Origin of the sequence: Rhodanobacter ginsenosidimutans, from assembly GCF_042655685.1 — a bacterium.
Taxonomy (GTDB): domain Bacteria; phylum Pseudomonadota; class Gammaproteobacteria; order Xanthomonadales; family Rhodanobacteraceae; genus Rhodanobacter; species Rhodanobacter ginsenosidimutans.
On sequence record NZ_JBHSMM010000001.1, the window covers coordinates 1,672,862 to 1,697,821 of the forward strand.

General features: G+C 64.1%; 29 protein-coding genes. 10 read left to right on the forward strand and 19 right to left on the reverse strand.

What is annotated here, in order from left to right:
• Positions 1 to 44: 44 nt before the first annotated feature.
• On the reverse strand, positions 45 to 446 hold the full coding sequence (locus ACFPK0_RS07340; protein ID WP_377339420.1) for a YciI family protein: 402 nt from the start codon (positions 444 to 446) through the stop codon (positions 45 to 47).
• 163 nt (positions 447 to 609) lie between these two features.
• Here ACFPK0_RS07340 and ACFPK0_RS07345 point away from each other — a divergent pair, with 163 nt between their 5' ends.
• The 4 genes from ACFPK0_RS07345 to ACFPK0_RS07360 all read left to right on the forward strand — a co-directional run bounded on the left by ACFPK0_RS07345 (position 610) and on the right by ACFPK0_RS07360 (position 3,258).
• Positions 610 to 1,029, forward strand: coding sequence for a YciI family protein (locus ACFPK0_RS07345; RefSeq protein WP_056079758.1), 420 nt, complete (start codon positions 610 to 612; stop codon positions 1,027 to 1,029).
• Between the two features lie 25 nt (positions 1,030 to 1,054).
• Complete coding sequence (locus ACFPK0_RS07350; protein WP_377339423.1) at positions 1,055 to 1,462, forward strand: VOC family protein; 408 nt, start codon at positions 1,055 to 1,057, stop codon at positions 1,460 to 1,462.
• Positions 1,463 to 1,495: 33 nt separating this feature from the next.
• Positions 1,496 to 1,900, forward strand: coding sequence for a VOC family protein (locus ACFPK0_RS07355; RefSeq protein ID WP_377339425.1), 405 nt, complete (start codon positions 1,496 to 1,498; stop codon positions 1,898 to 1,900).
• Between the two features lie 65 nt (positions 1,901 to 1,965).
• On the forward strand, positions 1,966 to 3,258 hold the full coding sequence (locus tag ACFPK0_RS07360; protein ID WP_377340298.1) for an RNA polymerase sigma factor: 1,293 nt from the start codon (positions 1,966 to 1,968) through the stop codon (positions 3,256 to 3,258).
• On the opposite strand, the gene ACFPK0_RS07365 is transcribed toward ACFPK0_RS07360, so the two are convergent.
• The 5 genes from ACFPK0_RS07365 to ACFPK0_RS07385 all read right to left on the reverse strand — a co-directional run bounded on the left by ACFPK0_RS07365 (position 3,259) and on the right by ACFPK0_RS07385 (position 8,625).
• Positions 3,259 to 4,584 carry a dicarboxylate/amino acid:cation symporter gene (locus ACFPK0_RS07365; protein ID WP_377339427.1) on the reverse strand — a complete coding sequence of 442 codons (1,326 nt, stop codon included), beginning with the start codon at positions 4,582 to 4,584 and terminating at the stop codon, positions 3,259 to 3,261. It abuts the gene before it with no gap.
• A gap of 163 nt (positions 4,585 to 4,747) precedes the next feature.
• Positions 4,748 to 6,304 carry a Gfo/Idh/MocA family protein gene (locus ACFPK0_RS07370; RefSeq protein ID WP_377339429.1) on the reverse strand — a complete coding sequence of 519 codons (1,557 nt, stop codon included), beginning with the start codon at positions 6,302 to 6,304 and terminating at the stop codon, positions 4,748 to 4,750.
• A gap of 255 nt (positions 6,305 to 6,559) precedes the next feature.
• Entirely contained in the window at positions 6,560 to 7,102 is a 543-nt protein-coding gene (locus ACFPK0_RS07375; RefSeq protein ID WP_377339431.1) for a protein tyrosine phosphatase family protein, read from the reverse strand.
• Positions 7,103 to 7,219: 117 nt separating this feature from the next.
• Complete coding sequence (locus ACFPK0_RS07380; RefSeq protein ID WP_377339433.1) at positions 7,220 to 7,642, reverse strand: hypothetical protein; 423 nt, start codon at positions 7,640 to 7,642, stop codon at positions 7,220 to 7,222.
• A gap of 71 nt (positions 7,643 to 7,713) precedes the next feature.
• Positions 7,714 to 8,625: an AraC family transcriptional regulator gene (locus tag ACFPK0_RS07385; RefSeq protein ID WP_377339435.1), complete on the reverse strand. Its 912-nt coding sequence runs from the start codon at positions 8,623 to 8,625 to the stop codon at positions 7,714 to 7,716.
• A 157-nt stretch (positions 8,626 to 8,782) separates the two neighbouring features.
• On the opposite strand from ACFPK0_RS07385, the gene ACFPK0_RS07390 reads away from it, so the two are divergent.
• Positions 8,783 to 9,616: an oxidoreductase gene (locus ACFPK0_RS07390; RefSeq protein WP_377339437.1), complete on the forward strand. Its 834-nt coding sequence runs from the start codon at positions 8,783 to 8,785 to the stop codon at positions 9,614 to 9,616.
• Between the two features lie 162 nt (positions 9,617 to 9,778).
• Positions 9,779 to 10,285, forward strand: coding sequence for a methylated-DNA--[protein]-cysteine S-methyltransferase (locus ACFPK0_RS07395; protein WP_377339439.1), 507 nt, complete (start codon positions 9,779 to 9,781; stop codon positions 10,283 to 10,285).
• A gap of 160 nt (positions 10,286 to 10,445) precedes the next feature.
• Here the strand turns inward: ACFPK0_RS07395 and ACFPK0_RS07400 are convergent, their stop codons facing one another.
• Both ACFPK0_RS07400 and ACFPK0_RS07405 read right to left on the reverse strand, forming a co-directional pair.
• Positions 10,446 to 11,375: a hypothetical protein gene (locus ACFPK0_RS07400; RefSeq protein WP_056079732.1), complete on the reverse strand. Its 930-nt coding sequence runs from the start codon at positions 11,373 to 11,375 to the stop codon at positions 10,446 to 10,448.
• Between the two features lie 239 nt (positions 11,376 to 11,614).
• Positions 11,615 to 12,352 (reverse strand): alpha/beta hydrolase family protein, encoded by a 738-nt coding sequence (locus ACFPK0_RS07405; RefSeq protein WP_377339443.1) that lies wholly within the window; start codon positions 12,350 to 12,352, stop codon positions 11,615 to 11,617.
• Between the two features lie 299 nt (positions 12,353 to 12,651).
• On the opposite strand from ACFPK0_RS07405, the gene ACFPK0_RS07410 reads away from it, so the two are divergent.
• A complete protein-coding gene (locus tag ACFPK0_RS07410) occupies positions 12,652 to 14,301 on the forward strand; it encodes a diguanylate cyclase domain-containing protein (protein ID WP_377339445.1) in 1,650 nt (549 codons plus the stop codon).
• A gap of 31 nt (positions 14,302 to 14,332) precedes the next feature.
• Positions 14,333 to 15,337: an alpha/beta fold hydrolase gene (locus ACFPK0_RS07415; RefSeq protein ID WP_377339448.1), complete on the forward strand. Its 1,005-nt coding sequence runs from the start codon at positions 14,333 to 14,335 to the stop codon at positions 15,335 to 15,337.
• Positions 15,338 to 15,413: 76 nt separating this feature from the next.
• On the opposite strand, the gene ACFPK0_RS07420 is transcribed toward ACFPK0_RS07415, so the two are convergent.
• Positions 15,414 to 15,671: a DNA/RNA helicase domain-containing protein gene (locus ACFPK0_RS07420; protein ID WP_377339450.1), complete on the reverse strand. Its 258-nt coding sequence runs from the start codon at positions 15,669 to 15,671 to the stop codon at positions 15,414 to 15,416.
• Between the two features lie 45 nt (positions 15,672 to 15,716).
• Positions 15,717 to 16,385 carry an ArsR/SmtB family transcription factor gene (locus tag ACFPK0_RS07425; protein ID WP_377339452.1) on the reverse strand — a complete coding sequence of 223 codons (669 nt, stop codon included), beginning with the start codon at positions 16,383 to 16,385 and terminating at the stop codon, positions 15,717 to 15,719.
• 72 nt (positions 16,386 to 16,457) lie between these two features.
• Between ACFPK0_RS07425 and ACFPK0_RS07430 the strand changes: the two genes are divergently transcribed.
• Positions 16,458 to 16,982 carry an OsmC family protein gene (locus ACFPK0_RS07430; protein WP_056079714.1) on the forward strand — a complete coding sequence of 175 codons (525 nt, stop codon included), beginning with the start codon at positions 16,458 to 16,460 and terminating at the stop codon, positions 16,980 to 16,982.
• Positions 16,979 to 17,380, forward strand: a complete 402-nt coding sequence (locus tag ACFPK0_RS07435) for a hypothetical protein (RefSeq protein WP_377339455.1) — start codon at positions 16,979 to 16,981, stop codon at positions 17,378 to 17,380. The genes ACFPK0_RS07430 and ACFPK0_RS07435 overlap by 4 nt, the downstream gene beginning before the upstream one ends.
• A 97-nt stretch (positions 17,381 to 17,477) precedes the next feature.
• Here the strand turns inward: ACFPK0_RS07435 and ACFPK0_RS07440 are convergent, their stop codons facing one another.
• The 9 genes from ACFPK0_RS07440 to ACFPK0_RS07480 all read right to left on the reverse strand — a co-directional run bounded on the left by ACFPK0_RS07440 (position 17,478) and on the right by ACFPK0_RS07480 (position 24,908).
• Positions 17,478 to 18,773: an XVIPCD domain-containing protein gene (locus ACFPK0_RS07440; RefSeq protein WP_377339459.1), complete on the reverse strand. Its 1,296-nt coding sequence runs from the start codon at positions 18,771 to 18,773 to the stop codon at positions 17,478 to 17,480.
• A gap of 13 nt (positions 18,774 to 18,786) precedes the next feature.
• Positions 18,787 to 19,455: a hypothetical protein gene (locus tag ACFPK0_RS07445; RefSeq protein ID WP_377339462.1), complete on the reverse strand. Its 669-nt coding sequence runs from the start codon at positions 19,453 to 19,455 to the stop codon at positions 18,787 to 18,789.
• A 147-nt stretch (positions 19,456 to 19,602) separates the two neighbouring features.
• Positions 19,603 to 20,151: a hypothetical protein gene (locus tag ACFPK0_RS07450; protein ID WP_377339464.1), complete on the reverse strand. Its 549-nt coding sequence runs from the start codon at positions 20,149 to 20,151 to the stop codon at positions 19,603 to 19,605.
• Positions 20,152 to 20,243: 92 nt separating this feature from the next.
• Positions 20,244 to 20,897 (reverse strand): glutathione S-transferase family protein, encoded by a 654-nt coding sequence (locus tag ACFPK0_RS07455; RefSeq protein ID WP_377339466.1) that lies wholly within the window; start codon positions 20,895 to 20,897, stop codon positions 20,244 to 20,246.
• 167 nt (positions 20,898 to 21,064) lie between these two features.
• A complete protein-coding gene (locus ACFPK0_RS07460) occupies positions 21,065 to 21,769 on the reverse strand; it encodes a DUF899 domain-containing protein (protein ID WP_377339468.1) in 705 nt (234 codons plus the stop codon).
• Entirely contained in the window at positions 21,766 to 22,200 is a 435-nt protein-coding gene (locus tag ACFPK0_RS07465) for a VOC family protein (RefSeq protein ID WP_377339470.1), read from the reverse strand. Before ACFPK0_RS07465 ends, ACFPK0_RS07460 begins: the two co-directional genes overlap by 4 nt.
• 67 nt (positions 22,201 to 22,267) lie before the next feature.
• Positions 22,268 to 23,023: a glutathione S-transferase family protein gene (locus ACFPK0_RS07470; protein WP_377339472.1), complete on the reverse strand. Its 756-nt coding sequence runs from the start codon at positions 23,021 to 23,023 to the stop codon at positions 22,268 to 22,270.
• The gene (locus ACFPK0_RS07475; RefSeq protein ID WP_377339474.1) at positions 22,947 to 23,402 is read right to left on the reverse strand and encodes a MarR family winged helix-turn-helix transcriptional regulator; all 456 of its coding nucleotides are present in this window, start codon (positions 23,400 to 23,402) and stop codon (positions 22,947 to 22,949) included. Before ACFPK0_RS07475 ends, ACFPK0_RS07470 begins: the two co-directional genes overlap by 77 nt.
• A 606-nt stretch (positions 23,403 to 24,008) precedes the next feature.
• Positions 24,009 to 24,908: a 3-keto-disaccharide hydrolase gene (locus ACFPK0_RS07480; RefSeq protein WP_377339476.1), complete on the reverse strand. Its 900-nt coding sequence runs from the start codon at positions 24,906 to 24,908 to the stop codon at positions 24,009 to 24,011.
• Positions 24,909 to 24,960: the final 52 nt, after the last annotated feature.

Genomic DNA, 24,960 nt, shown 5'->3' on the forward strand with positions numbered 1-24,960 from the left:
AATCGACACGGCGGCGGGTTTTGACGCGCCGACCGGACTTTCCGCTACTCCCGGTTGCCGTCGGCTGCCTGCTTTGCGCCGACGTGCTCCCGCACCGCCTGCATGTCGCGCACCGGACGCACTTCAATGCTGCCGAAACGCGCCCACGGGAATTCCCGGGCGATGGCCATCGCCGCATCCATCGAGTCCGCTTCAATCAGGTTGAACCCGGCCAGGAACTCGCGCGTTTCGGCGAACGGACCGTCGGTGACGCGGCTGATGCCGTCGCGTATGCGCAAGGTCCTGGCTCTGTCGGGGTTTTCCAGTTGCTGCGAACCGTGCAGTGAGCCGTCTTGCTGGAGCGCATCGGCTTTCTCGAAGCAACCGCGCATCAGACGGTCGTATTCGGCCTGCGGAAGTTCGGCCAGCAAGCCCGGGTCGATATGGATCAGGGTCAGGTACTGCATCGCGGGCTCCACAGCGCATCGGGGATGCCGATCATGCCCGCTACTGGCGATCCGCTCAAACAGGGCCAGGGAAAATAGTTTTCAGGGTATGTCGATCCGGGGCGTGCCCGTTCGTCGTCTTCCTTGCAAGCGGCCAGATCGTGCCGCGAAACAGGAGACTGCAATGAAAGTCATGGTGATGGTGAAAGCCACCGACGAGTCCGAGGCCGGCGCGATGCCGAGCCAGGCGTTGCTCGAGGCGATGGGCAAGTTCAACGAGGAGCTGGTCAACGCCGGCGTGATGCTGGCAGGCGAGGGTTTGCATCCGAGTTCGCTTGGTGCGCGCGTCGCGTTTGATGGCTCGCAGCGGCGGGTGATCGACGGCCCGTTCACCGAGACCCGCGAGTTGGTCGCCGGATTCTGGCTGTGGCAGGTGCGCTCGCTGGAGGAGGCCATCGAATGGGTCAAGCGTTGTCCGAATCCGATGCCTGGGCCATCCGAGATCGAGATCCGCCCGATTTTCGACACCGCCGACTTCGGCGACGAATTCACCCCCGAGTTGCGCGCGCAGTCGGAGCGCTTGCGCCAGCGACTTGGCAACTGAAACCACAGCCAGCAGGAGCGACACCATGAAACTGATCCCGTACCTGATGTTTCGCGAGGGGAAATGCCGCGAGGCGTTCGCGTTCTATGCGCAGGTCCTGCGCGGCGACGTTGTCTCCAGCGCGACCTATGGCGAGATGGGGCCCGACATTCCCGAGCCGATGCGGCCACTGATCGCCAACGTTCACCTCGTGGTGGGCGACGCTTCGATCATGGGCGCCGACGCCATGGAAAACCACGATGGCCAGGCCACGACCTCGGTCAACATCGCGGTGGACAACATCGAGGAGGCCGAGCGCGTGTTCGCCATGATGTCGGACGGTGGGCTGGTTCGGATGCCGATGGCCGCGACGGCGTGGTCACCGCGATTCGGCATGTGCGACGACCGTTATGGCCAACCGTGGATGGTCAATTGCGTGACGTCCGCGTCGTGAGCCACGTGCCTTCCACCCACACCAAGGACAACCATGCCCCGCAATCTCTACGTCAACCTGCCGGTGAAAGATCTGGAGCGCTCCGTCGATTTCTTCGAGGCGCTTGAGTTCTCGTTCAACCCGAAATTCACCGACGAAAATGCGGCGTGCCTGATCATCAATGAACGCACCGGCGTGATGCTGCTGGCGGAAAGCTTCTTCGCCGGCTTTACCAACAAGCCCATTGCCGATGCGCGTGCCAGCACCGAGACCTTGCTGGCGCTGTCGCTCGACAGTCGTGCCGACGTTGAGGCGTTCATGGCCAGGGCGCTTGCGGCCGGTGCCACCCCGACGATCGAGTCGAAGGACTACGGTTTCATGGTTCAGCATGGGTTTGCCGACCCGGACGGACACCAATGGGAAGTGTTCTGGATGGACGAGACGCAGATGCCGACCTGATGAGCCGGTGCGACAGGGATAGGCACGCTTGCGGCAGGCTGCCGGGGATGATGTGATCGATGGCGATGATGGCAAGCACCCACCCCGACGCGATACATCGTGCCCTGGACACGCTGTGGCGAATGGAATCGCCACGGCTGCTGGCGCGCATCGCGCGCATGACCGGCAACATCGACACCGCGGAGGAGCTGGCGCAAGACGTATTGCTGGGCGCGCTGGAACGCTGGCCGCGCGATGGCATGCCCGACAACCCCGCGGCGTGGCTGATGACCGCCGCCAGGCATCGCGCCATCGATCATCTGCGCCAGCGCGCCTTGCACGCGCGCAAACACGATGCATTCGGCATCGAACGGGAGCTGCACGGAGCCGACATGCAGGGTGACGAAGCGCCGGACAAGGCGGACGACGACATCGGCGATGACTTGCTGAGCCTGTTGTTCGTGGCGTGCCACCCGGTGCTTCCGATGGAATCGCGGGTGGCGCTGACCCTGCGCCTGCTCGGCGGATTGAGCACGCCGGAGATCGCCCGCGCCTTCCTGCAAGCCGAGCCGACGGTGGCTCAGCGCATCGTGCGCGCCAAGCGCAAGCTGTCGAAGGAGGCGGTGGCGTTCGAGATACCGCGCAGGGCCGAGCTTCCCGAACGTCTCGACGCCGTGCTCGAAGTCCTCTACCTGGTCTTCAACGAAGGCTACGCCGCGACCGGTGGTGAAGACTGGATGCGTCCTGCGTTGTGCGAGGAAGCGTTGCGGCTGGGGCGCGTGTTGGTGGGGCTGCTGCCGGATCAAGCCGAAGTGTTCGGCCTGCTGGCCCTGATGGAATTGCAGGCGTCTCGGATACCGGCACGCACCGAGGCCGACGGCACGCCGATCCTGCTGCCCGAACAGAATCGCGCGCGTTGGGATCGCCTGCAGATCCAGCGTGGCTTGGCCGCATTGGAGCGTGCGCAACGCCTCGGTGGAGCCGGCGGTGCCTATGCGCTGCAAGCAGCCATCGCTGCGTGTCACGCACGCGCATTGCGGATGGAGGATACCGACTGGCCGCGGATTGCAGGCTTGTACGCGCAGCTTGTGCAGGTGATGCCTTCACCCGTGGTTGAACTCAACCGTGCGGTGGCGGTGAGCCGCGCGCAGGGCGCCGCCGCCGGACTCACCATCGTCGACGCGCTGGAGGACGCAGGGCAGCTTCGCGACTACGCGCCCTTGCCGGCGGTGCGCGGCGATTTGCTGCGGCAACTGGGTCGTCTGGATGAAGCGCGCAACGCGTTCGAGCTGGCGGCATCGCTCACCGCCAATGCGCGTGAACGAGCGGTTCTGCTGGCGCGTGCACAGGCCTGCGATGAGCCGGGCGGCCCACGGTAACTACGCCCGCGCGTTTCGCGCCTCGGCCCGCTTAAGGCTGTCATCGACGATTTGCGCGGTGACGATATCGCTGCCCACGTTGACCGTGGTGCGCGCCATGTCGAGGAGGCGGTCCACGCCGATGATGATGCCGATGCCTTCCGGAGGTATCCCGAACGTAGCCAGCAACCCCGCGATCATAGGCAGCGAACCGCCCGGGATGCCGGACACGGCCACGGCGCTGAGCACCGCCAGCAACAGCATGATGACCTGGGTAGCGAGACTCAGCTCGACGCCGAACACCTGTGCGATGAACAACACCACGCAACCCTCGAACAGCGCCGTGCCGCTCATGTTCATGGTTGCGCCCAGCGGCAGCACGAAGCCCGAGGTGGTGGGGCGCAGCTTGAGTTCTTCCTGGGCGATGGCCAGCGAGGTGGGCAGCGTGGCATTGCTGGAGCTGGTGCTGAAAGCGGTGACCAGCACGGGCCGGATGTTCTTGAAGAATGCCCATGGCGATTTGCGCGCCAGCAAGGCGATCCACAACGACATGGTGCCGAACAGGTGCAGCGCCATGGCCAGCAGGCAGCCGACTACGAACACGGACAGGGCCAATACCACGTCCAGCCCCACCTTCACGATCACGCTGTAAATCATCGCCGGCACGGCATACGGGGCCAGCTGCAACGCAAAGTCGACGATTTTCGTCATCAACTCGCTGATCAGGTCCAGGCCATCCTGCAGGCGCTGGCGTTTGTCGGGCGCCAGCTGCGTGCCCGCGGCGCCGACCAGGATGGCGAACAGGATCAGCGGCAGCACGTCGCCGATGACCCCGCGGTTATTGCCCACTACCGCGCCGAACAGGTTGCGCGGCATGAACATTTCCACCAACAGGCCGAGGCTGAGGCTGGGTTGCTCGGCGTGCGTGCGCACGCTTTGCACGGCCGAGCCGCCGTACTCGGCCATCAGTTTCTGCGCGGTGAGCGGATCGATGTGGTGGCCCGGCTGCAGCAGGTTCATCAGTACCAGGCCAATGGCCACGCCGATCACCATGTTGGCCGCGAACAAGGCGAAGGTGCGTGCTGCCAGCGGGCCGAGCCTGTTCAGCTGCCCCAGTTGCACGATGCCCGAAGCCAGCGACGAGAACACCAGCGGGATGACCACGAAAAAAAGCAGGCGCAGGAATACCTGCCCGAACGGGTCGAACACGGCCGAGGACACGCGTTGCATGAAGGCCAGAGTCGGTGCATGCCACTGGCCGATGGCGAGCGTGGCCAGCGCGGCCACGATGCCGATGACCAGTCCCCAGAGGATGCGTGTCGCGAGCGACGTCTTGTGCTTTGCCATGCGGCAACGGTACGCGATGGGCCTCCCGGCGTCACCTGAAAACAAAAAGGTAAACGGGCCTGGTTGAATGGCCCGGCTTTTTCGGACACGCGTCGGGCACCCACCGCCTTGATGCGGTAGCCCGGCGGGAAACCAGGGTTCGATCCGGTTTCCCGGTCTGGTCCTAGATGACCCAGCCTTCGCGATACTCGCGCCGCAGGAACTGGTTGGCTGACGGCGCATTGGTGATGCGCATGTTCTGCGCGTCGTACTCGATCCTGCCGCCCGCGTGCAGGGACACGATGCCCAGCAGCATCACCTCGGTCAGTTGTGCGGCGTACGAGAACGGCGACGACGCTTCCGCTCGGCCCTTGCAGGCATCCACCCAGTTCATCTCGTGCGACGTCTTGATGCGCGCGTATTTCTGCGGAGGTTTGCCCACCGCATCGTGCAACGACTGCGGCAACAGGCGCGGGTTGGCGCCGTACGTCTCGTGGATCAGCTTGCCCTTGTCGCCGATGTAGAGGACACCGCCGTCCTTGCTCAGCTGCCCCGCACCCAGCGCTTGCAGCCCGGGCGGCAGCAAGGCGCCGTCGTACCAGGTGAGCTTCACCGGCGGCCTGCCGCCGCGTGCCGGAAACTCGTAGTACGTCATCGTCGCCACGGGATACGACGCGCCGTTGAATGGCGTCGATACGGTTTCCACGGCCGTGGGGAAACCCAGGTCCAGCGACCAGAACGGCGAATCGATCAGGTGCGCGCCCATGTCGCCGATGGCACCCACGCCCCAATCCACCCAGCCGCGCCAGTTGAACGGGTGATACACGGGGTGGTAATCGACGACGGGACCGGGGCCCAGGAAGAGATCCCATGCCAGCCCTTCCGGCTTGGGATAATTGCCGACCATGGCATTGGCGAGCCGATCCATCACCGCGTCCTCGTTCCAGCTCGCGTCGTCCGGCCGTGGCCTGGCTTGCGGGCGTGGAATGCCCTGCGGCCAGTAGGCAAGCGGGCGGTTGGTCCAGACGTGGACCTCGCTGACTTCGCCGATCGCCCCGGCAGCGATGTACTCGTTGATCAGCCGGGCGTCGTCGGTCGAGTGGCCTTGGTTGCCCATCTGCGTGACGATCTTCGGGTTTTCCCTGGCCTTCCTGGCCAGCGTGCGGGCCTCGTCGATCGACCAGGTGAGTGGCTTCTGCACGTATACGTGTTTGCCATGGCTCATCGCCGCGCTGGCGATCACGGCATGCAGGTGGTCGGGCGTCGCGATCACCACCGCGTCGATGTCCTTCTGCTGCTCGAGCATGCGGCGGTAGTCGGTATAGCGCTTGACCGAATTGAACTTGCTGGAAAGCAGCTTCGTCTGCTTGATCTCGTCCTGCAGCTTCAGGCGTTCCTTGGCGGTCCGGGCCTTGTCGAGGCGGGCCTGCGCTTTCCCCAAGCCGTCGACCATCCCGTGAAAGCTCTTCTCCGTGTAGTGCCAGTCCACGTCGCACAGGGCCACGATGTTCTCACCGGCCAGGGCGCGCACGTTGTGCATGCCCATGCCGCCGACGCCGATGCCGGCAATGTTCAATCGATCGCTGGGCGGCGTGTAGCCGATCCCGCCCAAAACGTGGCGGGGCACGATCATCAAACCGGTCGCGGCGATGGCCGAGCCCGCGAGAAATTCCCGGCGCGTGATCTTGCCGATCGCTGCCGTGTCGCCGGAGGTTCCCGAGGCGGCGTGGTCCGGTTTCACGTTTGCGATCTTCGATTCATCCGTCATGGCCGCTGCGACCTCCAGTTGGGCATCGATGGGTAAGGATGCCTGAAGAGATCGCGGAGAAACAAAACGGGCGTCAGGTTTACTTAAGGTCCCGCACGCAGGGGTGACGACGTGGAAGAGGGCGGTGCACCCATGCCCGGTTCCGGAGTCATCTCGAAAGATGGCTCGCAGGCACGTTGGCGGCTCAGTTGGCGCATCGCCCAGTGCATGAGCGGCAATGGCGGGTGTTCAATGGGGTTTTTCGGTTGGTTCGCCAGACCATGCGTGCAAGCGTTCGCGTACGGCGGGCTCCAGGATCTTCATGCCCCATCGCCGACCCTCGGCCAGCGCGGCTTCCGTGGGCAGGCCATCCACCAGGGCGGCGCGTAACGCGATCATGGCGCCCACCCGATTGCTGCTGGCGCAATGCACCAGCGTCGGTTGCTCGCCCGCGTCCTGCAGCAACCGGTCGAACTGTCTGACGCGGGCGCGCGTCAGGTCGCCGGCGCCGTGGATCGGCAACGCGTGATAGCTGATGCCGGCGGCTCGCACTGCGGCAGCCTCGTCGAAATCGGGCGTCTCGCTGTCGGCACTGAGATCGATGACCTGTTCGATGCCGGCGCGTTTCAGCGCCGCCACGTCAACCGTGTGCAGCCTACCGGAAGCAACCCGGTGCGGCGCCGGGAACGACACATTCGGTAAACCCGCCAGTGCGGCCTCGGCCGGCGTGGCGGCGTATCCGGCCAGCGGGATGATGGCCAGCATCAATGACAACAGCAGGAATCGAAACATGTCGGGCGCCTCGCGGTAGATGATTCACAGGATAGCCGGGTCGCCCCGATGTCGAAAAAGGGCGGAGGACGTTGGATCCGGCGCTGCGGGCTTCCTCCGCCCGCAGCGCCGGAACGTTCAGATCGTCCCGGCATCTTTTGCTTCTGGCCGACGGATGCGCGGCTGGCCGGAGATAGGATCGGTGTCCGGTGGGGGCCCGGGAGCGGGCGCCGGGTGGCCGGAGATGTGCCGCGTCGCGGGATCGACCTTAAGCCGCAATCCTCGTTCGTTCTCGATCAGCAGCTTGCCGCCTTCGGCGCGCAGTGAGCGGAACCATACGTCCTGCACATCGCCTTCCAGTTCGGGGCGTCGTGGATTGTCGTAAACCTTGATGCGCCAGATTTCGCGGTTGGACGCGTCGTAAGCCGCAAGGAAGCCGCCGATCTGACCATCCGTTTCAACGTCGCCGGGAACCTGGGCATAGCGCACGCCCGCGATGAAGACGGAGGGGATGCGCGGTGGAGGTGCGCGTTTGGCAGCGGGTTCGGGCGGATGCGTCATGGGTGTTTTCCGGGCCGGGAAGAAAGGTGTCGATGAAGCGCTGCGCACGACGGCCACCGCGCTGGACATGCTCAGTGCGATGAAATGTATGCGGACGCCGCGTGGGCTGGTGGAAGCGCAAAGCTCTCGCGCATGCGCCTGGCTTCCTCGACGGGTGGACGGCCGAACAGGCGCTTGAACTCGCGGTTGAATTGCGACGGGCTTTCGTAACCGGCGGCATAGCTGGCGGCCGTGGCTGTCATGCCTTGGCGCACCATCAACAGCCGCGCCTGGTGCAGCCGCGCCGACTTCACGTACTGCATGGGCGGCATGCCGGTGATCGCCTTGAAGTGGCTGTGGAAGGTCGGCACGCTCATGCCCGCCTCGTTGGCAAGTTGCGTGAGGTTCAATGGTTGCGCATACGCGGCGTGGATGCGTCGCAGCGCCTTGCCGATCTTGCCGAACTGCCCCTGCATCGCCAGCGCCGCGCGCATGGCGCTGCCCTGGGCGCCGGTCAACACATGAAAGTACAGTTCCCGTACCAGTGCCGGACCGAGTACGTGGGCGTCGAGGGGTTTGCCCATCGCCTCGAGGAAACGCAGTACCGATGATTTCATCGCCGCATCCATCGGGCTGGACATCATGCTTTGCGGCGCAGCCGCGGATGCGGGCGCGCCGTGATGGTCGATCTGGATCATCAACTCCGCCGCCACCTGGAAATCCAGGTGCATGTAGATGGCCAGCAGAGGGCGTTGTCTCGACGCCTCGGTTTCCATCACGAAAGGCACCGGAACGGACACGGCCAGGTAGTGCTGCGCGTCATAGCGATATACCTGATCGCGGAAATAGCCCCGCTTGCATCCCTGGCACACGATGACGATCCCGGGGTCGTAGAGCACCGGCGTGCGCGACAGCGGGCGGTCGGAGCGCAGGATGCGTACGTCCGGCAGCGCGGTCAGGTTGTAGCCCTCCGCGGGCGCGAGCGCCCGAAGCAGGCGCACCATGCGTTGCTGATCCGATTCCGCGTTGGGTGGTGTCGATCCCGCTCTCTTCATGGCACTGTCACTTCATAAGAATAGGCAATAAACAGGGAATATTCGGCGCGTAAGTCCACATGCCAGAAGAATAGTATGCATCCTCCCTTTCATTGCAGGCTATGTCATGTCATCTCCAAAAACACTGCTGATCACGGGCGTGAGCAGCGGCTTCGGTCGCGCTCTCGCGCAAGAGGCGCTCGCGGCCGGCCACCGGGTCGTCGGTACGGTTCGCAGCGCGGAAGCCAGGCAATCCTTTGAGGCGCTCGACGCCGCCCGCGCCTTCGCACGCATCCTCGACGTCACCGACTTCGACGCCATCGATGGCGTGATAGCCGAGGTCGAAGCCGACATCGGCCCGGTGGATGTGCTGGTCAACAATGCCGGTTACGGCCACGAGGGCGTGATGGAAGAATCGCCGCTGGAGGACATGCGTCGCCAGTTCGACGTCAACGTGTTCGGCGCGGTGGCGATGATGAAAGCCGTGCTGCCATACATGCGCGGGCGCCGCCGTGGGCACATCCTCAACATCACCTCGATGGGCGGTTTCATCACCATGCCCGGCATTGCCTATTACTGCGGCAGCAAGTTCGCGCTGGAAGGGATTTCCGACACGCTGAGCAAGGAAGTTGCAGCTTTCGGCATCGCCGTGACGGCGGTGGCGCCGGGCTCGTTTCGCACCGACTGGGCTGGCCGATCCATGTTGCGGACGCCTCGATCCATCGCCGGCTATGACGCGTTGTTCGATCCCATCCGCAAGGGCCGCGAGGAAAAGAGCGGCAAACAACTGGGCGATCCGCGCAAGGCCGCTCGCGCGATGTTGGCCATCATCGACAGCGATTCGCCGCCCAGCCATTTGCTCCTCGGCAGCGATGCGCTTGAACTGGTTCGCGAAAAGCTCGCTGCTTCTGCTGCCGAAATCGACAAGTGGGAGGCGGTGACGCGTTCGACGGATGGCTGACTGCCACGGAACCGGAACGCAGGACGCTGAATCCGTCGTTCTCGGCTTCCTCCATCCCCTTGGCGCGCTTGGAGCGAGGCGGGCACGCTTCGCCCGAACCGCCGCAGGGAGTACCGTGCATCGCATCGGCCGTGTGGTCAGCCCTCTGCTTTCGTCTTCATCATGCTGGACAATCTGGTTTACCTTCCCATCGATACGCCGCTAGGGGTTTTCGTGGTCGCCGAGCGCGACGGGGCGCTGAAAGGCGGCTGGTTCGAGGGGCAGAAGTACTTTCCGGCGATCTCGCCGGAAGCCGGGTGGCGAAAGGCCACGACGGCCTTGTTGCGCGAGGCGGCGCGGCAACTGGACGCCTATTTCGGGGGTGAGTTGACGCAGCTGGACATGCCACTGGCGCCGGAAGGCACCGCGTTCCAGCAGCATGTGTGGCGCGCGCTGTGCGAGGTGCCAAGCGGGGAGACGACGACGTACGCCGCGTTGGCGCGGGCGATCGGCCGGCCCGAGGCGTTTCATCCGGTGGGCGCGGCGGTGGGGCGCAACTCGATTTCGCTGTTCGTGCCTTGCCACCGCGCGTTGGGCAGCAACGGTTCGCTGACCGGCTACGCGGGCGGCCTGGCCCGCAAGCGCTGGCTGCTCGATCACGAAGGGCGCGAGCGCCGCTTGTTCGATTGAGCTGCCGTGGCCGCTTCATTTCCTCCGCCGCGGTTCAGCGTCGTAAGGATGATCTCTTTCCAGCTGTCCAGCGTGTCGCACTGGCCAATGCACAAGACCTTTGTGCGGCCGAAGGACGGCCGTCCGGACGTCCAAATTGTGTGAGACGTCCTTGCTGGTGCTATGGGTTCGGATAGGGCAGCGTTCGGGGAACGACCTTGAGTGAAAAGTCGAGGTAGCGGCGCTCGGATGGCATCGAGTTGTGGCCGACCCATTCGCCGCTGCGGCTCCACACGGATTCGTCCGGGCTGATCGTCATGCCACGGGCGGGCAGATCCTGCGGAATGGGGTCGGGCCGGTTGCGCGGGCCATCGCAGAGCCTCAGCGAATGATTGGTGAACTCGGACTCGCCGTCGGCGTGGGTTCTGACGTCGAACGCCGAATAGTTGTTGTCCACCAGCGACGCCGGTGACGACTCCTCATGCTTGTGGCCGCCCTCGCTGCCCGTGGCATCGAGCACCTGGCTGCCGGACATTGGGGCGTCGAAATCCACCAGGATGCAGGTGCCATCGTCGTCCGGCATGGTTTCGTCGCGGGTCGGTATCGCCAAGGTGAGCCCCCGGAGCTTGCCGCTGGCCTGCACGGTTTGCTTCGAGGTGATGGTTTCACCGTGTACCACGGCATGCGTGGTCGCCAGACCTTTCAGGCTTGCGGTGCCGGACGCGGTGTTGGGAAAGGGCGGCAGGTCGTCTTCACTGGCGGGGTGGAACATGTACTGGTTGTAGCCGAATTCCTTCCATGTGCAGGCGAGCAGGTCGGCAGAGCCCTGGACGAGCGCGTTCATTTCGGTTTGGTTGCTTGCGGTGCCGTCGCCGCTGTCGAATTCGTGGCGGTAATCGGTGCGGTAGCGCAATTCCATGCGTAACTGGATCAGGCGCGCAAAAGGCACCAGCTCACCGGTCTCGGCATCGACGGAGCTGCAGGCTTCGGACAGGTTCTCGCCATGGGCGGCTTTTGCCGATGGGGCATCTTCGGCATCCTGGGCTTGCGTGCATGCGGCGAGGGAAACGGCGAGCAGGGTCGCCAGCGTGCCGAGTTTGTTGTGTCTCATCAGGGCTCCGTTCGTATGGTGTCAGCGCCGGGTATGGGAAGGGTGGTTCGGATTATTGTGCAATCGCTTCACCGCATCGCGGCCCGCGCCCCCCGACGCCAGCCCGATTCGAGAGAGAATCATACGGGACGAAGCGCGTTCTCGATCCACCAGCAAGTGGCATCGGCCATCGCCTCCGGATACGGCGTATCGAGGTCGGGCGCGATCGTCGCTATCGAAGGGAGCGGTGGCTGTCTTCTTCATCGCTCAGCCCCGCCATCGAGGAAGGCCAGTGCGCGTTCGAGATCGTTCGCGCCAGGATAGTGATGAGCGAAGTGCGGCAGGTCGAGCAGCAGGGTCTGTGGTACGCCGGCCTTGCGATAGCGTTGGTGGACCTGCCGCATTTCGCGGCGATTGAAGTCCTTGTCGCCGGTCAGGAATACGTAGCGATTCGCGGCAATGGCGGCGAGCCGCGCTGGCTCGGCCTGGCCGAAATCGTCCGCGCCCGCGAGGTACAGCGCCCCGTCGAACCGCTGCGGGAAGGTGGTGGCGGCGATGCTGGCGATGCGTCCGCCGCCGGACATGCCGCCGATGTAGCGACGCGCGTCGGTCGGCACGTAGTCACGCCGTGCCAGCGCCAATCCCATCAATGCGACCAGTACGCGTTGATGGCTCGGTGCCGGATTACCGAAATCGCGGGCGGCGATCCACACCGTGGCGTGCCGATCCAGCACCGTGTCCCAGCCCGGCGGTGGGTCGGCCGCGGCGTTGGGGCTGACGAATACCAGCACGCTGCGCGGTGAGGTCGACGGCAAGCGCACGGCCCACGTTACCCGCTGATCGGCGGGCAACACCGATCGCAGCGCCTGGACCTGCGCCGCCGGAAAGACGTCGGCCAACGTGGCCGAGCGCTCGATGGTTGCGGGCTCGGCAGCGCAGACGTACGCCGCCGCGCACAGCCACAACAACAGGCTTGCCGATGCATGTCGCAGATTCATGCCGCGAGATTAGCAGCGTGTTGCCGGCGCCCTGAAGCCTCCCGGCGCGGCGTGCCGATTGGCCCTGTTGCCACCCGGATCGGCATCCATTGACCCGGGACCCTTCCGTTGTCTTCCTGCCATCGATGCCGGGCGCGCATCAGGTTTCGGCGCATTTCGCGGCAGCGCGATGCGATGCCCGGTCAGTGCGCACGCGGCAGGCTGGCGCGTCGGCCTCTCGATGTACTCCGGGCTGGTCGACCCAGGCGTCATGCCTGAGGGCTGGACTGGTGAGGGTGCTTCGGTAAGCATAAACAGCAATGCCCGACCGTTTGACACCGCCTCTGGAACTGCTGCAACTGCTGCCCGAGGCGGTGGTGCAAACCGATGCCTTGTGGACGATCACCTACGTGAATCCCGCCTGGCACAAGCTAACGGGGCATTCGGTGGAGGAGGCGCTGGGCCGGTCGTTGCTGGACTTCGTGCATCCCGACGACACGGGCACCTTGCGGTCGGGCATGCCGGTGTTCCGGTTGCGCGTGGCCAACGCGGACTATCGCTGGATGCGGCTGAAACTCCAGCCGAAGACAGACGACGCCGAGCGGGTGATCAGCCGCCAGGGTGTGCTGATCGAGATTGTCGAGATTACCGAGCAGGTGCTGGTGGAGGTCCGTCAGCGCTTCCTGCGGCTGCTGGAAACCATCGACGGCGTGGTTTGGGAAGCCGAACGCGGCGTGGGCAATACGTTTCTGAGCCCGCAGGTGGAGCGCCTTTTTGGTTTCACGGTGGAGGAGTGGCGGGCCGACCCGGGGTTCTGGCGTTCGCGCGTGCACCCCGATGATCTGGAAGAGGCCTTGGTCATTGACAACGCCGCGTACAACGCGACGCACAGTTATGCGTACGAGATGAGTTACCGGCTGATCACCAAATCCGGCAAGGTCGTATGGGTGCGCGACCTGTGTCGCGTGGATGTCGACAAGGATCGCCCGAATCGCATGATCGGCCTGATGATCGACGTGACCCGGCAGAAACATACCGAGCTGGAGCTGGTGCAATCCGACAACCGTTATGCGCTGGCCACGCGCGGCTCCAATGACGGCATCTGGGATTGGGACCTGCAGACGGATGTCCTGCACGTGTCCCAGCGCTTCCATGAGATTGTCGGGCTGAGCGGCGCCGGCGGTCTGCATGATGACGGCTGGCACTTCCTGCAGCAGCTCATCGACCCCGATGACCACGAGCGCGTGCAGGCGGCGTATCGAAGGCACCTGTCGGGCGATCGGCCGAATTTTTCGGTGGATTTTCGCGCGCGTCATGGATCGGGGCGATTGGTGTGGCTCAACTGGCGCGGGGTGGCGCACTTCGAAGCTGGCGTTGCCGTGCGGATGGCCGGGTCATTGAGCGATCTGGCCGAGCGCGGCAGCTCGTACGACGCCTTGACCAATCTGCCAGGCCGGCCGTTGTTCCGCGATCGCCTTGAGCACGCGGTGGCTCTGCATCGGGACCATGCCTCCCAAGCGGCAGACGCGCCGGCACGCGCCGACAATACATTCGCCGTGCTGTTGCTGGACCTCAACCAGTTCAAGACCATCAATGACACGCTTGGGCACCATGTGGGTGACCAGCTGTTGCAGCAGGTTGCCCGCCGGCTCGAATCCTGTGTGCGGGCGGTCGATCTCGTCGCCCGCATGAGTGGCGACGAATTCAACGTGCTGCTTGAGTCTGTCGACCACGTCGGTGCGATCGAGCGCGCCCGGCAGATGGCCATTGCCCTCGCTGCTCCCTATCAGCTCGGCGCGCACAGCGTGACTTGCGGCGCCAGCATCGGGGTGGTCAGCAGCCAGGCCGGCTTTGCAACAACCGACGACTACCTGCGCGCTGCAGATGCCGCCATGTATAGGGCCAAGAGCCACTCATTGGGCGTATGCGTTTTTTCGGAAGAGGGGGCGCGAGGAAAAGGAGCGCTGTAACCTCTTGCCGTCTTCATGAAGGATGGCTGCCATGCGCGTGCTTCGTCTTTTTACCTTGGTTCTGGCTGCTGGCCTCGTATGCACCGCCGCCAATGCGGCCGACGCCAACGGCGCGACGGAGCCCGGGGCGCACGATGTCTTCAACCAGGTGCAGCGCAACGCCTGGTATCTGCCGACGACGGATCACGTTGCGAAGTTGTTCGTGACCGAGATCGGGCAGGGCGCGCCGGTGGTGTTCCTGCATGGCGGGCCGGGGCGCGATTTCCACTACATCATCGATGCCTTGCGACCGCAGCTGAAGCGGCATGCTTTCGTCCTGTACGACCAGCGCGGCAGCGTGTTGTCGCCGGTGCCGGCGGGAACGGAGGGCAAGCTGACCATGCGGCAGATGGTGGATGACCTGGAGGCATTGCGGGTTGCGCTGGGTCGCGATCGACTGGCGCTGTTCGGCCACTCGTTCGGCAGCCTGTTGGCCATGGCCTATTACCGCGCTTACCCCACGCACGTGGAGCGCATGGTGCTGGCCGGAAGCATGCCGCCGGTAATGAACAAGGACATGTCGGATGCTTACGACAAGGCGCTGGAGCAGCGGGAAACCACCATGATGTCGCGCGAAGACGCCATCGCGCGGGCGCTGGCCGAAGCCGGCCTGCCGTCGGACAAGCACCGCGACACGCCGCGGCAGGCGAGGATGCGCTTGCGCATCCGCTACAACGCGCCGCTGGACCTGGTGCACGTGGAACGCTGGCACCAGCTCACCAGCGGCGGCATCTACTACAACCACGCGGCGGGTGCCGCGATTGCCGCGAGCATGCCCGCGTGGGACGTGCGGCCGGCGATCGCCGCGCATCCGGTACCGATCACGGTGATCCAGGGTGACAGCGACTATCTCGATCCGTCAGCCCGCTTGTGGTCCGCCCTGGCCAAGGCGGGAAAAGTCCACCTGCACGTCATCCGCGATGCCGGGCATTGCGCCTGGATCGACCAACCGCAGGCATTCGCCGAGGCACTGCGCGATGGTTTGGACGGCCATTGACGCTTGCTGCCGAGAAGGCGGGTGATCGTCAGGGCCCCGGCGTGACGCGCAAGGAGCTGGTCCGCCCCGGTTTGCGCTACAACCGGGGTATGCCCAGACTGGCGAGCAACCCGAAGGCAGGGTCGTAATAGCCTGGCTTCCGGCTCGGATCCTCGCTGCTGCCTTCCGGAACCACGATGACCATCCCTTGTCGTGCACGTGTGAGCAGCACGCGATATGCGTTTAGCAGGTAGCGTTGCCGGGCCGCGCTGCGGGCGTGTTCCCAGCGTTTGCCCTTGAAGCTGAAATGGTCCCACTGGTCGGCGCTGAGTCGCAGGTCGCCATCCCACACCACGATCGTGCAGAGGACGAAATAGTCCGTCGCACCGCAGTCATTTGCCTAGAGTTGTTGGACAAATCGCACACCAGCCGGTGACACGACCAGCGCACGGCCCTGGCTCTGGCGACGCACCCAGCCGCGAGCGAGCATTCGCTCCAGGATCGCGGCGCCAAGTGCACCGGAGAGATGTGTGCGTCGCTCGCTCCAGTCGAGGCAGCCGCGACATAGCGGGCGGCGCGAGTGGCGCAGGGTGGCAAGGTCGATCCCGAACTCGATGCACCAGCGTTCGCCCGCGGGCGGCAGGGTGAGCGCGCCGTCGCGTTCGCTGAGGTAACCGGCGGCGAGCAGGCCATTGAGAAGTTGCACGCCCAGTTCGCCGGCAAGGTGGTCGTAGCACACGCGGGCGCGGCGCAATGCCTTGTCGGACGGGCCGGTGCGTGGAGCGGGCGACGGATGCCCAGCGGCGATCGCCATCAGGGTTTCGGCGACATGCGCGACGGCTTCGTTGGCGATGCGAAAGTAACGGTGCCGCCCTTGCTTGATCATGGTCAGCAAACCCGAAGTGGTCAGCCGCGCGAGGTGGCTGCTGGCGGTGGGCGCGCTGACCTGTGCGGTTGCGGCGAGTTCGGTGGCGGTGAGGGCGCGGCCATCCATCAGGGCTGCCAGCATCGTGGCGCGGCTGGGGTCGGCAAGCAGGGCGGCGATGTTCGCCAGGTCGGGTTGCGGCATGATTCGATACCCATCGAAGTAAAGCGGGTGGACGCGACGCATGATGACCGCCCCACTGCTGCGAGGTCCGCCATGCCCCACGATCTTCACCGATATACCGCCGTGCTGGAATGGCACGGCAACCACGGCGACGGCACAAGCCGGTACGGCGATTACGGCCGTGAGTATGCCGCGCTTGTTGAAGGCAAGCCCACGTTGCGCGGCTCGGCGGATCCCGGCTTCCTTGGCGATCCAGACCTGCACAATCCGGAAGACCTGCTGCTGATCGCGCTGAGCAGTTGCCACATGCTGACCTACCTGGCCTTGTGCGCGCGCCAGCGTCTCCGCGTCGTGTCGTATCTTGATCGGGCCGAGGGTGTGATGCAGACGCGCGCCGACGGCGGCGGCCAGTTCAGCAGCGTGCTGCTGCACCCGAACGTGATGGTGGACGATGACGTTGTGGTCGACCGTGCCATGGCGCTACACGAACAGGCGCACCGGCTGTGCTTCATTGCCAACTCGTGCAATTTCCCCGTCGCGCATCGCCCCGTCGTGTGTGCTGCCGACGTCGAGGTCGTCGCGGTGCAGAGACCGGTCGCCAAGGAGTTTCTGCCATGAAGGACTTGAGCATCGTCCTGGATCACCAGCCGGGCTCACTGGCCCGGCTGGGTCAAACACTTGGCCGTGCCGGAGTCAGCGTGGAGGGCGGCGGCGCCTGGGTCGGCGGCGGGCTGGGCCTCGCGCACTTTCTGGTGCATGACGCCGCCGCGAGCAAGGCCGAAGCGGCCCTCGCGGATGCGGGCATCCGTGTCATGGCGGTGAGCGACGTCCTGGTGCAGCGCCTGCGCCAGGATGTGCCCGGCCAGCTGGGCGCGCTTTGCGGACGCATGGCAGAGGCCGGCGTGAACATCGAGGTGCTTTACAGCGACCACGACAACCAGCTGATCCTGGTGGTCGATAACCTGGCCCGTGGCCGCGAGGTCTCCGCCACGTGGATGCGCGAAAGCCGGGACTGAGGACGTCGGGTTTCTTCTGGCTTGTAGCAGTACGGCACGGTCCTGCAGGTCCGCGCAGGGCGATGGTCGGCCGTATTTCTCCGCCCCGGTTTGGGAACTAGCGTTGCATCGGCGTCGGCATCATCGGGCCAGGCGAAGGCATCGTCTGGGGGTGAAGTTGCGGCCAGTCCGCGCTGCTCTGTGCGAGCGGTGTAGTGATGCCGCTCATCACGTCCACGTCCGCGAAGTGCCTCAGCAATGAATGGGCGTCACCCTGCACGGCGATGGCACGCATGGCGTCCTCGCTGAGAAGCACATGGTCGATCCGCTCCAACCCTTGCTGCCGAGCCGCCAGAGCCAGCGCGCCACAGAGGTTGTAGCTCTGGAAATCGGTGGCGCGCCCGTGCGACGCATCGAGCCGTTCAACGCAGGCAAGCGCTTGCTGAAACATGAGGTTGCCGGGGTGTTGCGGGTGATCCATGGTCCTGGTTTGCGAGCGGGATGGCTGCAGGGTCGCTTGTTGAAGTGCTTTGGTGGTGTCAGTGCCGACTACACCATCGTTGGCCAATCCATGGTCACTCTGGAATGCCTTGACGGCACCGAGCGTCGTTGGACCGAAGTCTCCGTCGGACAGTAATGGATGACCGGATTCATCGGTGTATCCCAGTTGGCCGAGCCTGGTCTGTAGTGCTGCTACGCCCGTGCCGTGGTCGCCCCTGCGCATGGTTTCGCCGAATCTAGGCTCGGAATCGTGCACGTTGGCGTGCTCGTCCAGGCCCAACATGGCAAGTTGATCCAGACTGATCGTTCCATCCTTGACCCCGTTGACGAGCTCTGGAGTAATGGTGCTTTTCCAGAGCTCTGACTGTGCCACGCGTTCGTTGGCGCCATTGGGTCCGCCATTGATGATGGCTCCTGCGCGCTTGGCGTCTTCCCGGTATTTTTCCGGAATCTTGTCCTTCCAGTAGGCGATGGCGAGTTTTGCCGCTGTTTCCGGTTCAGCTGCCTGATCGGGGTTGTTTGCGAGATCAACTCCGAACCTGTTGCCAAAAGTGGTGTAGTTGTGCCGCCCGGTGTACTGAAAATAGCCGCGGCCGTGAAACCTGTAGCCATCCCCCGGCGTGTTGTTGCCCAGGTCAGCACGGCCCTCGTACAGCACCTTGGCGACTTCTTTCGGATCGTGACTGTCGACGGCGGCCTGAATCTCCTCACGCGTGTACCTTGTGGCGGCGCTCTTCACGGCATCGACGACGGTATCTACCGAGGAGTATCCCAGTCGTTCGTGCATCGTCCTGAAACCGCCGGTTTCGACCGACGCATTACCCATGATGTTGGCGAGCTCGGCAGGTGATTCGATGCCTGCTTCGACGCAGCGTTTGAACAAAAGGGCGGAACTCTCATTGAACTGTGGCATCGCGAACTCCCTTTCATTCGGTCGTCTTTCCCTGGTTCTCGAGAATCTCAGCGATGGCATCCGGGTCGACGGATGACATCGGCGTCCACGCGAAATCCGTGGGATACGCTGCGCCGACCGTGGCGACGCTGTTGCCAGCCGGATTGGATGCCGTGGCGCGTTGCAAGTACCACGTGCTCTTGTCCTTCGACCACGAGAACTGGAAGCTGCTGCCACCCTTGTCTTTCTGGTTGACGTAGACGATGTTGGCCGGCGACGCGCTCAGGTTGTCGTTCAACGACATGGCGGGCGCATTGCGTGCGACATCGTTGTACGTGCAATCCACCGCCTTTGTGCTGTGGTCGACTTCGACCAACTTGCCGTTCTTCCGGCGCAGCACCATCAGATCGCAGGGATTGTTGTCGAAATCGTAATCGCTCTTTTCGCTGGTCTTGTGGCGAATGATGATCACGGCCGCCGTCGTTGCGTCGCCATAGAGGTCGGCAAACTTGTAGGCGAGCAGCGTGTCGGACGGTGCGACAAATGCGCGTAAGTCGTCGGGTATGTTCTTTGTCGATGAAGTGCCGGTAGGTGACGCCGTGCATGCGAGAGCCGCCAGACATACTCCGCACGCTGTGACCAGTTTGCCGAAACGAATGGTACTGCGGCACCGAGGTGACTGGTGGCCATGAAAGGGGATCATGTGAGCTCCTTGGAAAATGGATCCTGAAGTCCCTTGTCAAAAAATCCAGCCGCTGCTGTCGATCGGGGAAGAGGGAGTTCCTTGCCGCGTGCAGCTCGCTGAACCGACTACATATCCTAACTGCCGATGCGACTTGGGTTGCGAGCTCTACAGCGGCCCGGGCTCGCCACACTCGATGCCGGTCAAACCGGCCTCGGCGGTCATGCGCTCGATCAAGGCCTTGCCAGCATCGTTGACGTACATCCGTACCGGAGCCGTGTGCGGATCCTTGAACACGAGGGGTTCGGCGGGGACGGCGGATTCGTCGAAAGCCTCGTGCGCGATGCCGCCATCTTCGAAGGTTTCCGAGCGTGCGGTGTCCACGCAGGCGACCATGCGCGTGACGTTGTAGAACCAGCGTGGCTCGCCGTCACAGTCGAGTTCGAGCAGTTGGCCGGATCGGAGAAGAAACCCGCCAAGGGCTGCCCATGCTTTCTCGTCCAGCACCAGGGCTCCGGGGATGAGCAGGCCGACGTTGGCCTGCGGCTTTTGCACCTTGCGGCGCTTCTCCACGTGGTATGTCACCCGTGGCCGGTCCAGCCATTGCTTGGGTGTGCCCGTGGTATCGAACACGTCCTCCTCAAGGTCATCGCGGTCGACAGGCGTGAGCATGGCGAAGTCGTTGGGTGTCGCGCATCTCAGTTCCCAGATGGCCATCCGGTGTCCTCTCAGCGTGAATATATCGACTGGCAGCTGTTGCCTGATGGGCGTTGGACAGCTTTTATTTCCCCTTTTCCCAACCCATCGCTTCAACGGCCGCCATGGGCAGGTTTGTTGACCGCCAACTGGTCCGCAAAAGCGCGCTTGTACGCAGGCCGGGCTTCTCCGCGAGCAACATAGGCGGCGAGACCGGGGAATTCGTCCAGAATGCCCGAGGGACGGAGTCGGAGCAGTACGTGCGCCATCATCAGGTCGCCTGCACTGAAAAGGCCGTCAAGCCAGTCTGCGCCACCCAACCGGGAAGCAAGCTGGCGAAGCCGATGGCGGATGCGGTCCTGGACCAGGGGCAGACGTTCCATGCTCCATGGTTTGTCGCCCTCCAGTATTTTGGCGGTAACGAGATCAAGGATCGGCGGCTCCACCGTGTTGACGGCGGCAAACATCCAAGAGATCGCCCGTGCCCGGGCGTTGGCATCATCCGGCAACAGTCCCGCATGGTGTTCTGCAATATGCAGGACGATCGCCCCGGTCTCGAACAGGGCAAGGTCGCCTTCCTCGTAGGTCGGAATCTGGCCGAAGGGATGGATGGCCAAATGGGCGGGCTCTTTCATGGCGCGAAATGAGACAAGGCGAACCTCGTAAGGTTGGCCCGCTTCTTCGAGCGCCCAGCGAACGCGTGTGTCGCGCGCCAGCCCCTGGCCGCGATCCGGCGATTTTTCGAACGCGGTAATGGTGATGGTCATCATGCAGCTCCACTTGGGGGTTGACTCGACCCATACGAATGAGATGGACGTCTATTTGAATACGATGCTTGCGGCTCTTGGTGAAGGAAATCCCGCTTTCCATCGGCCAGGCGTTGCACGGTCGCCTCTTGCCGAAAGGGGGCAAGAGGACGGCCCATGGCAACCCGTCAATCTTCGTACTCGTCGTGCAGCCGCACCCAGCTCATGGTGCCGTTGCCTTCGTTACGACCCTTGGGAGTGAGGTCCAGCCAGTTGAACGCTCCGGCCAGGAGTTCCACACCGCGGTGATACGTGGAGTAGGTGTGGAAGATGTTGCCGTCATCATCCTTGGCGAAGATGCTGGTGCCGAACATGTCCGGGCTGTTGCTGATGCTCGCAAGGCCGTAGTTGTAGCTGGCGCGACCCGCGGCGCGATCGGCTTCGGTGAACGAGACGCCAAAGTCGTAGTTGAAATCGCTTTCCCCGGATGACACCCAGGGGAAGGTCCAGCCCATGCGTTGCCGTACTTCTTCGATGCGTTCGATGGATGCGCGCGACACCGCCGCGAAGGCGAGGTCGGCATGTTCGAAGTGCCGACGCGCGGCATCGACGTGATCCATCAGGAATGAACATCCCGGGCAGACATGGTGCGAGCCGGGAGTGAGCATGAAGTGATAGATCGCCAGTTGCTGCTGCCGCCCGAACAGGTCGTCGAGGTCGAGCGTGCCCTCGGGACCCTGGAACGTGTAACGCTTATCGATCCGCACCCAGGGCAGCCGACGGCGCTCGGCATGCAATGCCTCAAGTTGGTGGGTCATGGCGCGTTCCTTCTCGAACAGCGTCTTGCGGGCTTCCAGCCAGGTCGCGCGCGTGGCGATGGCTGGCGCGTTCATGGGGTGTTTCCCGCCACGGGGCGGTTGCAGTTGACCATCCAGTTCGCGCCGAACCGGTCGGTGAGCATGCCGAAGCGCAGGGCCCATTCCGTTTCGGCGATCGGCATCGTCACCTGGCCGCCTTCGGCAAGCGCCTTGAAAACGCGTTCGGCTTCGCCGGGCTCGTCGACGCTCAGCGACACGGCATTGCCGTGGATACCGGGATACGGGTTGGGGGTGGGGCCGCACCAGTCGGAGCCCATCAACACGGCGTCGCCGACTTCCAGCCGCACGTGGGCGATCAGGTTGCGGGCTTCTGCCGGTAGCGCTTCGGCACCGGACATTTCGCCCATGGTCACCTTCATCGTGACCTTGCCACCGAGGGCATGGGCGTAGAAATCGAACGCCTTGGCGGCGTTGTCCTTGAAGAAAAGGTAGCTGACCAGATTCATGACATTTCCTCTTGTGGGACGGGAGTGGACACAACGACTGCCTGCGACGGCAATCGATCGCAGCGGCTCAGGCAGCGACGGCGATCTCGGGGAACGGCTCGCGCCATGCGTCGATTTCGCACAACGTGTCGTGCCAGCGCTGGATGGCTGGGAATTCGGCAAGCGGAATATGCGCGGCTTCGGCGTAAGGCAGGGTGATTGCGAGCGAGAAATCCGCCACGGTGAGTGTCTTGCCCACCAGCCAGCGGCGGTCCTGCAAATGGTTTTCGAGGATGGCTGCGAGCTGACGGAAAGCCTCCTGCGCGCGCCCCGCCGCATCGACATCGGGTTCGCCGATATTGAAGCGCGGCTTGATGATGTATTCGAAGTAAAGCTGGCTCGCCACCGGATTGAATTCCTGGCCGGCCCAGCTCAACCAGCGCAGGACGTCGATCTGGCGATCGTCCTGTGGCCACAGGTCCGAGTCCGAACGCGCCGCCAGGTGGCACATGATCGCGTCGGATTCCCACAGCACGCGCGTGCCGTCGACGAGTGTCGGCACTTTGCCGTTGGGGTTGAGCGCCAGATATTCCGGTGCCTTCTGTTCGCCACGATCAAGATCGACATAGGCGTATTCGACCGGTGATTGCAGGTATTTCGCGACCACACAGGCCTTGCGCGGGGAAGTGACATTGGACCAGTAAAGCTTCATCGGGCGTCTCCTCAGGATACGGCGGAAGGGGCTTTCGGTTTCCGTTACGGCTGTATCACTCGCCTTGGCTGGGCAGTGGCATGACGCATGGCCCGCCGGCAAGTCGATGCAGGCTTGCGGCGGTGGCTTCACCAATGTCCTGGAGCAGCCGCTGCTGGGTTGCGTTCCAGCTGGGCATGGCGGCCTTGAGGGCGCGCGAGCCCTTGGGGGTGATCGCCGCCAGGCGCGAACGTGCGTCGGCGGGATCGGTGCGCAACGTCACCCACCCACGTTGTTCGGCGACGGCAAGGTTGCGGGTCAGGGTGGTGCGATCGGCAGAGAGCATGTCTGCGAGCTCGCCGATGGCGCTCGAACCGGCCAGATGCAGCGCGGCGAGCAAGGTGAACTGGGTGGCGCGCAAGCCATGCGGCCGCAGCGCCTGGTCGAATTCGCGCGTGATCGTACGCGCCGCACGCCGCGCCGCGAGGCACAGGCAACGGGTGGTGGCGAAGATGGTGAGGTCCGGTGTCATGGGCGATATGTGTATATGCACATAAACGGACTGTCAAGCGCCGGTGGCTTGGCTGGTGGTGTCGGATCGTGGTGTTGGGCGCTTGGTGGGTTGGTGGAAGCTCGCAAGCGACCGAGCAGGCGGCGTTCGATATCACGCCGTGACGGTGGCAGCAGTTGCCGCCGGCGCATGACCGTTGTCGGTAGAAGAAATACCTGTGCCGATCACCTTGCCTGCGCGTTTTCCATGCCAGCCTGATGGCCCAGCCAGGAGCAAGTCATGTCGTCAGCGTTACGCCATTTCATCACCGATCGCCGAGGCCACATGGCGGTCGCGCAATCACCCAATGGGCCGATGCTCGCGTGGAGCGCGCTGGCGTTGGCAACGCGCACTTCAGCGGGGTCGGAGGCACCGCTGAAGTACCGCGCGCGACGCGGCGCTTGCTTGGTGGGCCGGTCTGGAGGTGCTCGACGGCGCCAGCCCGTTCCGACGTATGCTCGGCGCCGCGACGTTGCTGGCGCTGGCGTCATCAACGCTGCGCAACGTGCGCGGTCGCAAGTTGTAACGGAGACCGTGCTGCCTGCCTTGGGTTTTCAAGGAGGCTGACGGAGTGCACCAGGCCTCCGCCTACTTCACCACCTCAATCACCGGCAGCTGCTTGATCGGCTCAACCGTGATGTGGCGGAAGAAGGTTTCGGCGCCTTCCGACTGGAGCTGGATGTGGCCGTGGGTGAGGGGTTGGCAGACGCCTTTCGTGTCGGGCTCGCAGATGTTGCGCACTTCCATCACGGGCACGCCGTTGACGACGTGGATGGCGTGGTTGCCGACGACGTAGAGGTCGAGCACGTTCCACTCGCCGTCGGGTGCGTCGGCGTTGTGGTTGTTCTCCACGTTCCATGTGGCGGTGTTGCCGATGGCTTTGGCATCCACGCCGCCGACCATGTAGCGCAGCTTTGGATCGATGATGGAGGCGTCGTGCGCGGCGGTTGTCGTGACGCTCAGCTTGTCGCCCACCGGCACCACCATGCCGACGCTGCCGGACATGATCTCGAACTCGACCGAGCGCGCCCACGTGCCCCACACCGCGCCGGGTTTGCCGTGCGTGTGGTACAGCAGCCCGTTGTTCGGCAGCATCGCCTGGCGTGGTGCGTAGCGTGCCTTGCCCCATTTGTATTCGAGCCGCAGGTGATAGTTGGCGTAATCACCGCGATGAACCAGGCTGCCCCAGGTTGGGCCGTTGATGCGGATCGCCGGTTCGCCGTCCTCGCTCACCACGGTGAAGATGGTTCCCTTGCCGCCCACACCGAGGGGTGCGTCGTGTTTGGCCAGATACGTCTGGCCCGGATCGGCGTAGCCCAGCCAGGCGTCCCACTGGTCCAGATTTTTGCCGTTGAACAGAGCAACGGCTGGCCCGGTTGCCGCCGGGATGTTTTTCAACACCAGGCTTTGGGGGGTGAACGAGGGCAGGTCACCGGACACTGCGGGTGAAACGACGAACGCCAGCGCGATGGCTGCAAAAATTCTCATGCTCAAGCCTTTTCAAGTCGTGGATGGCGGGCCGGACAAATGCCGGTATTTC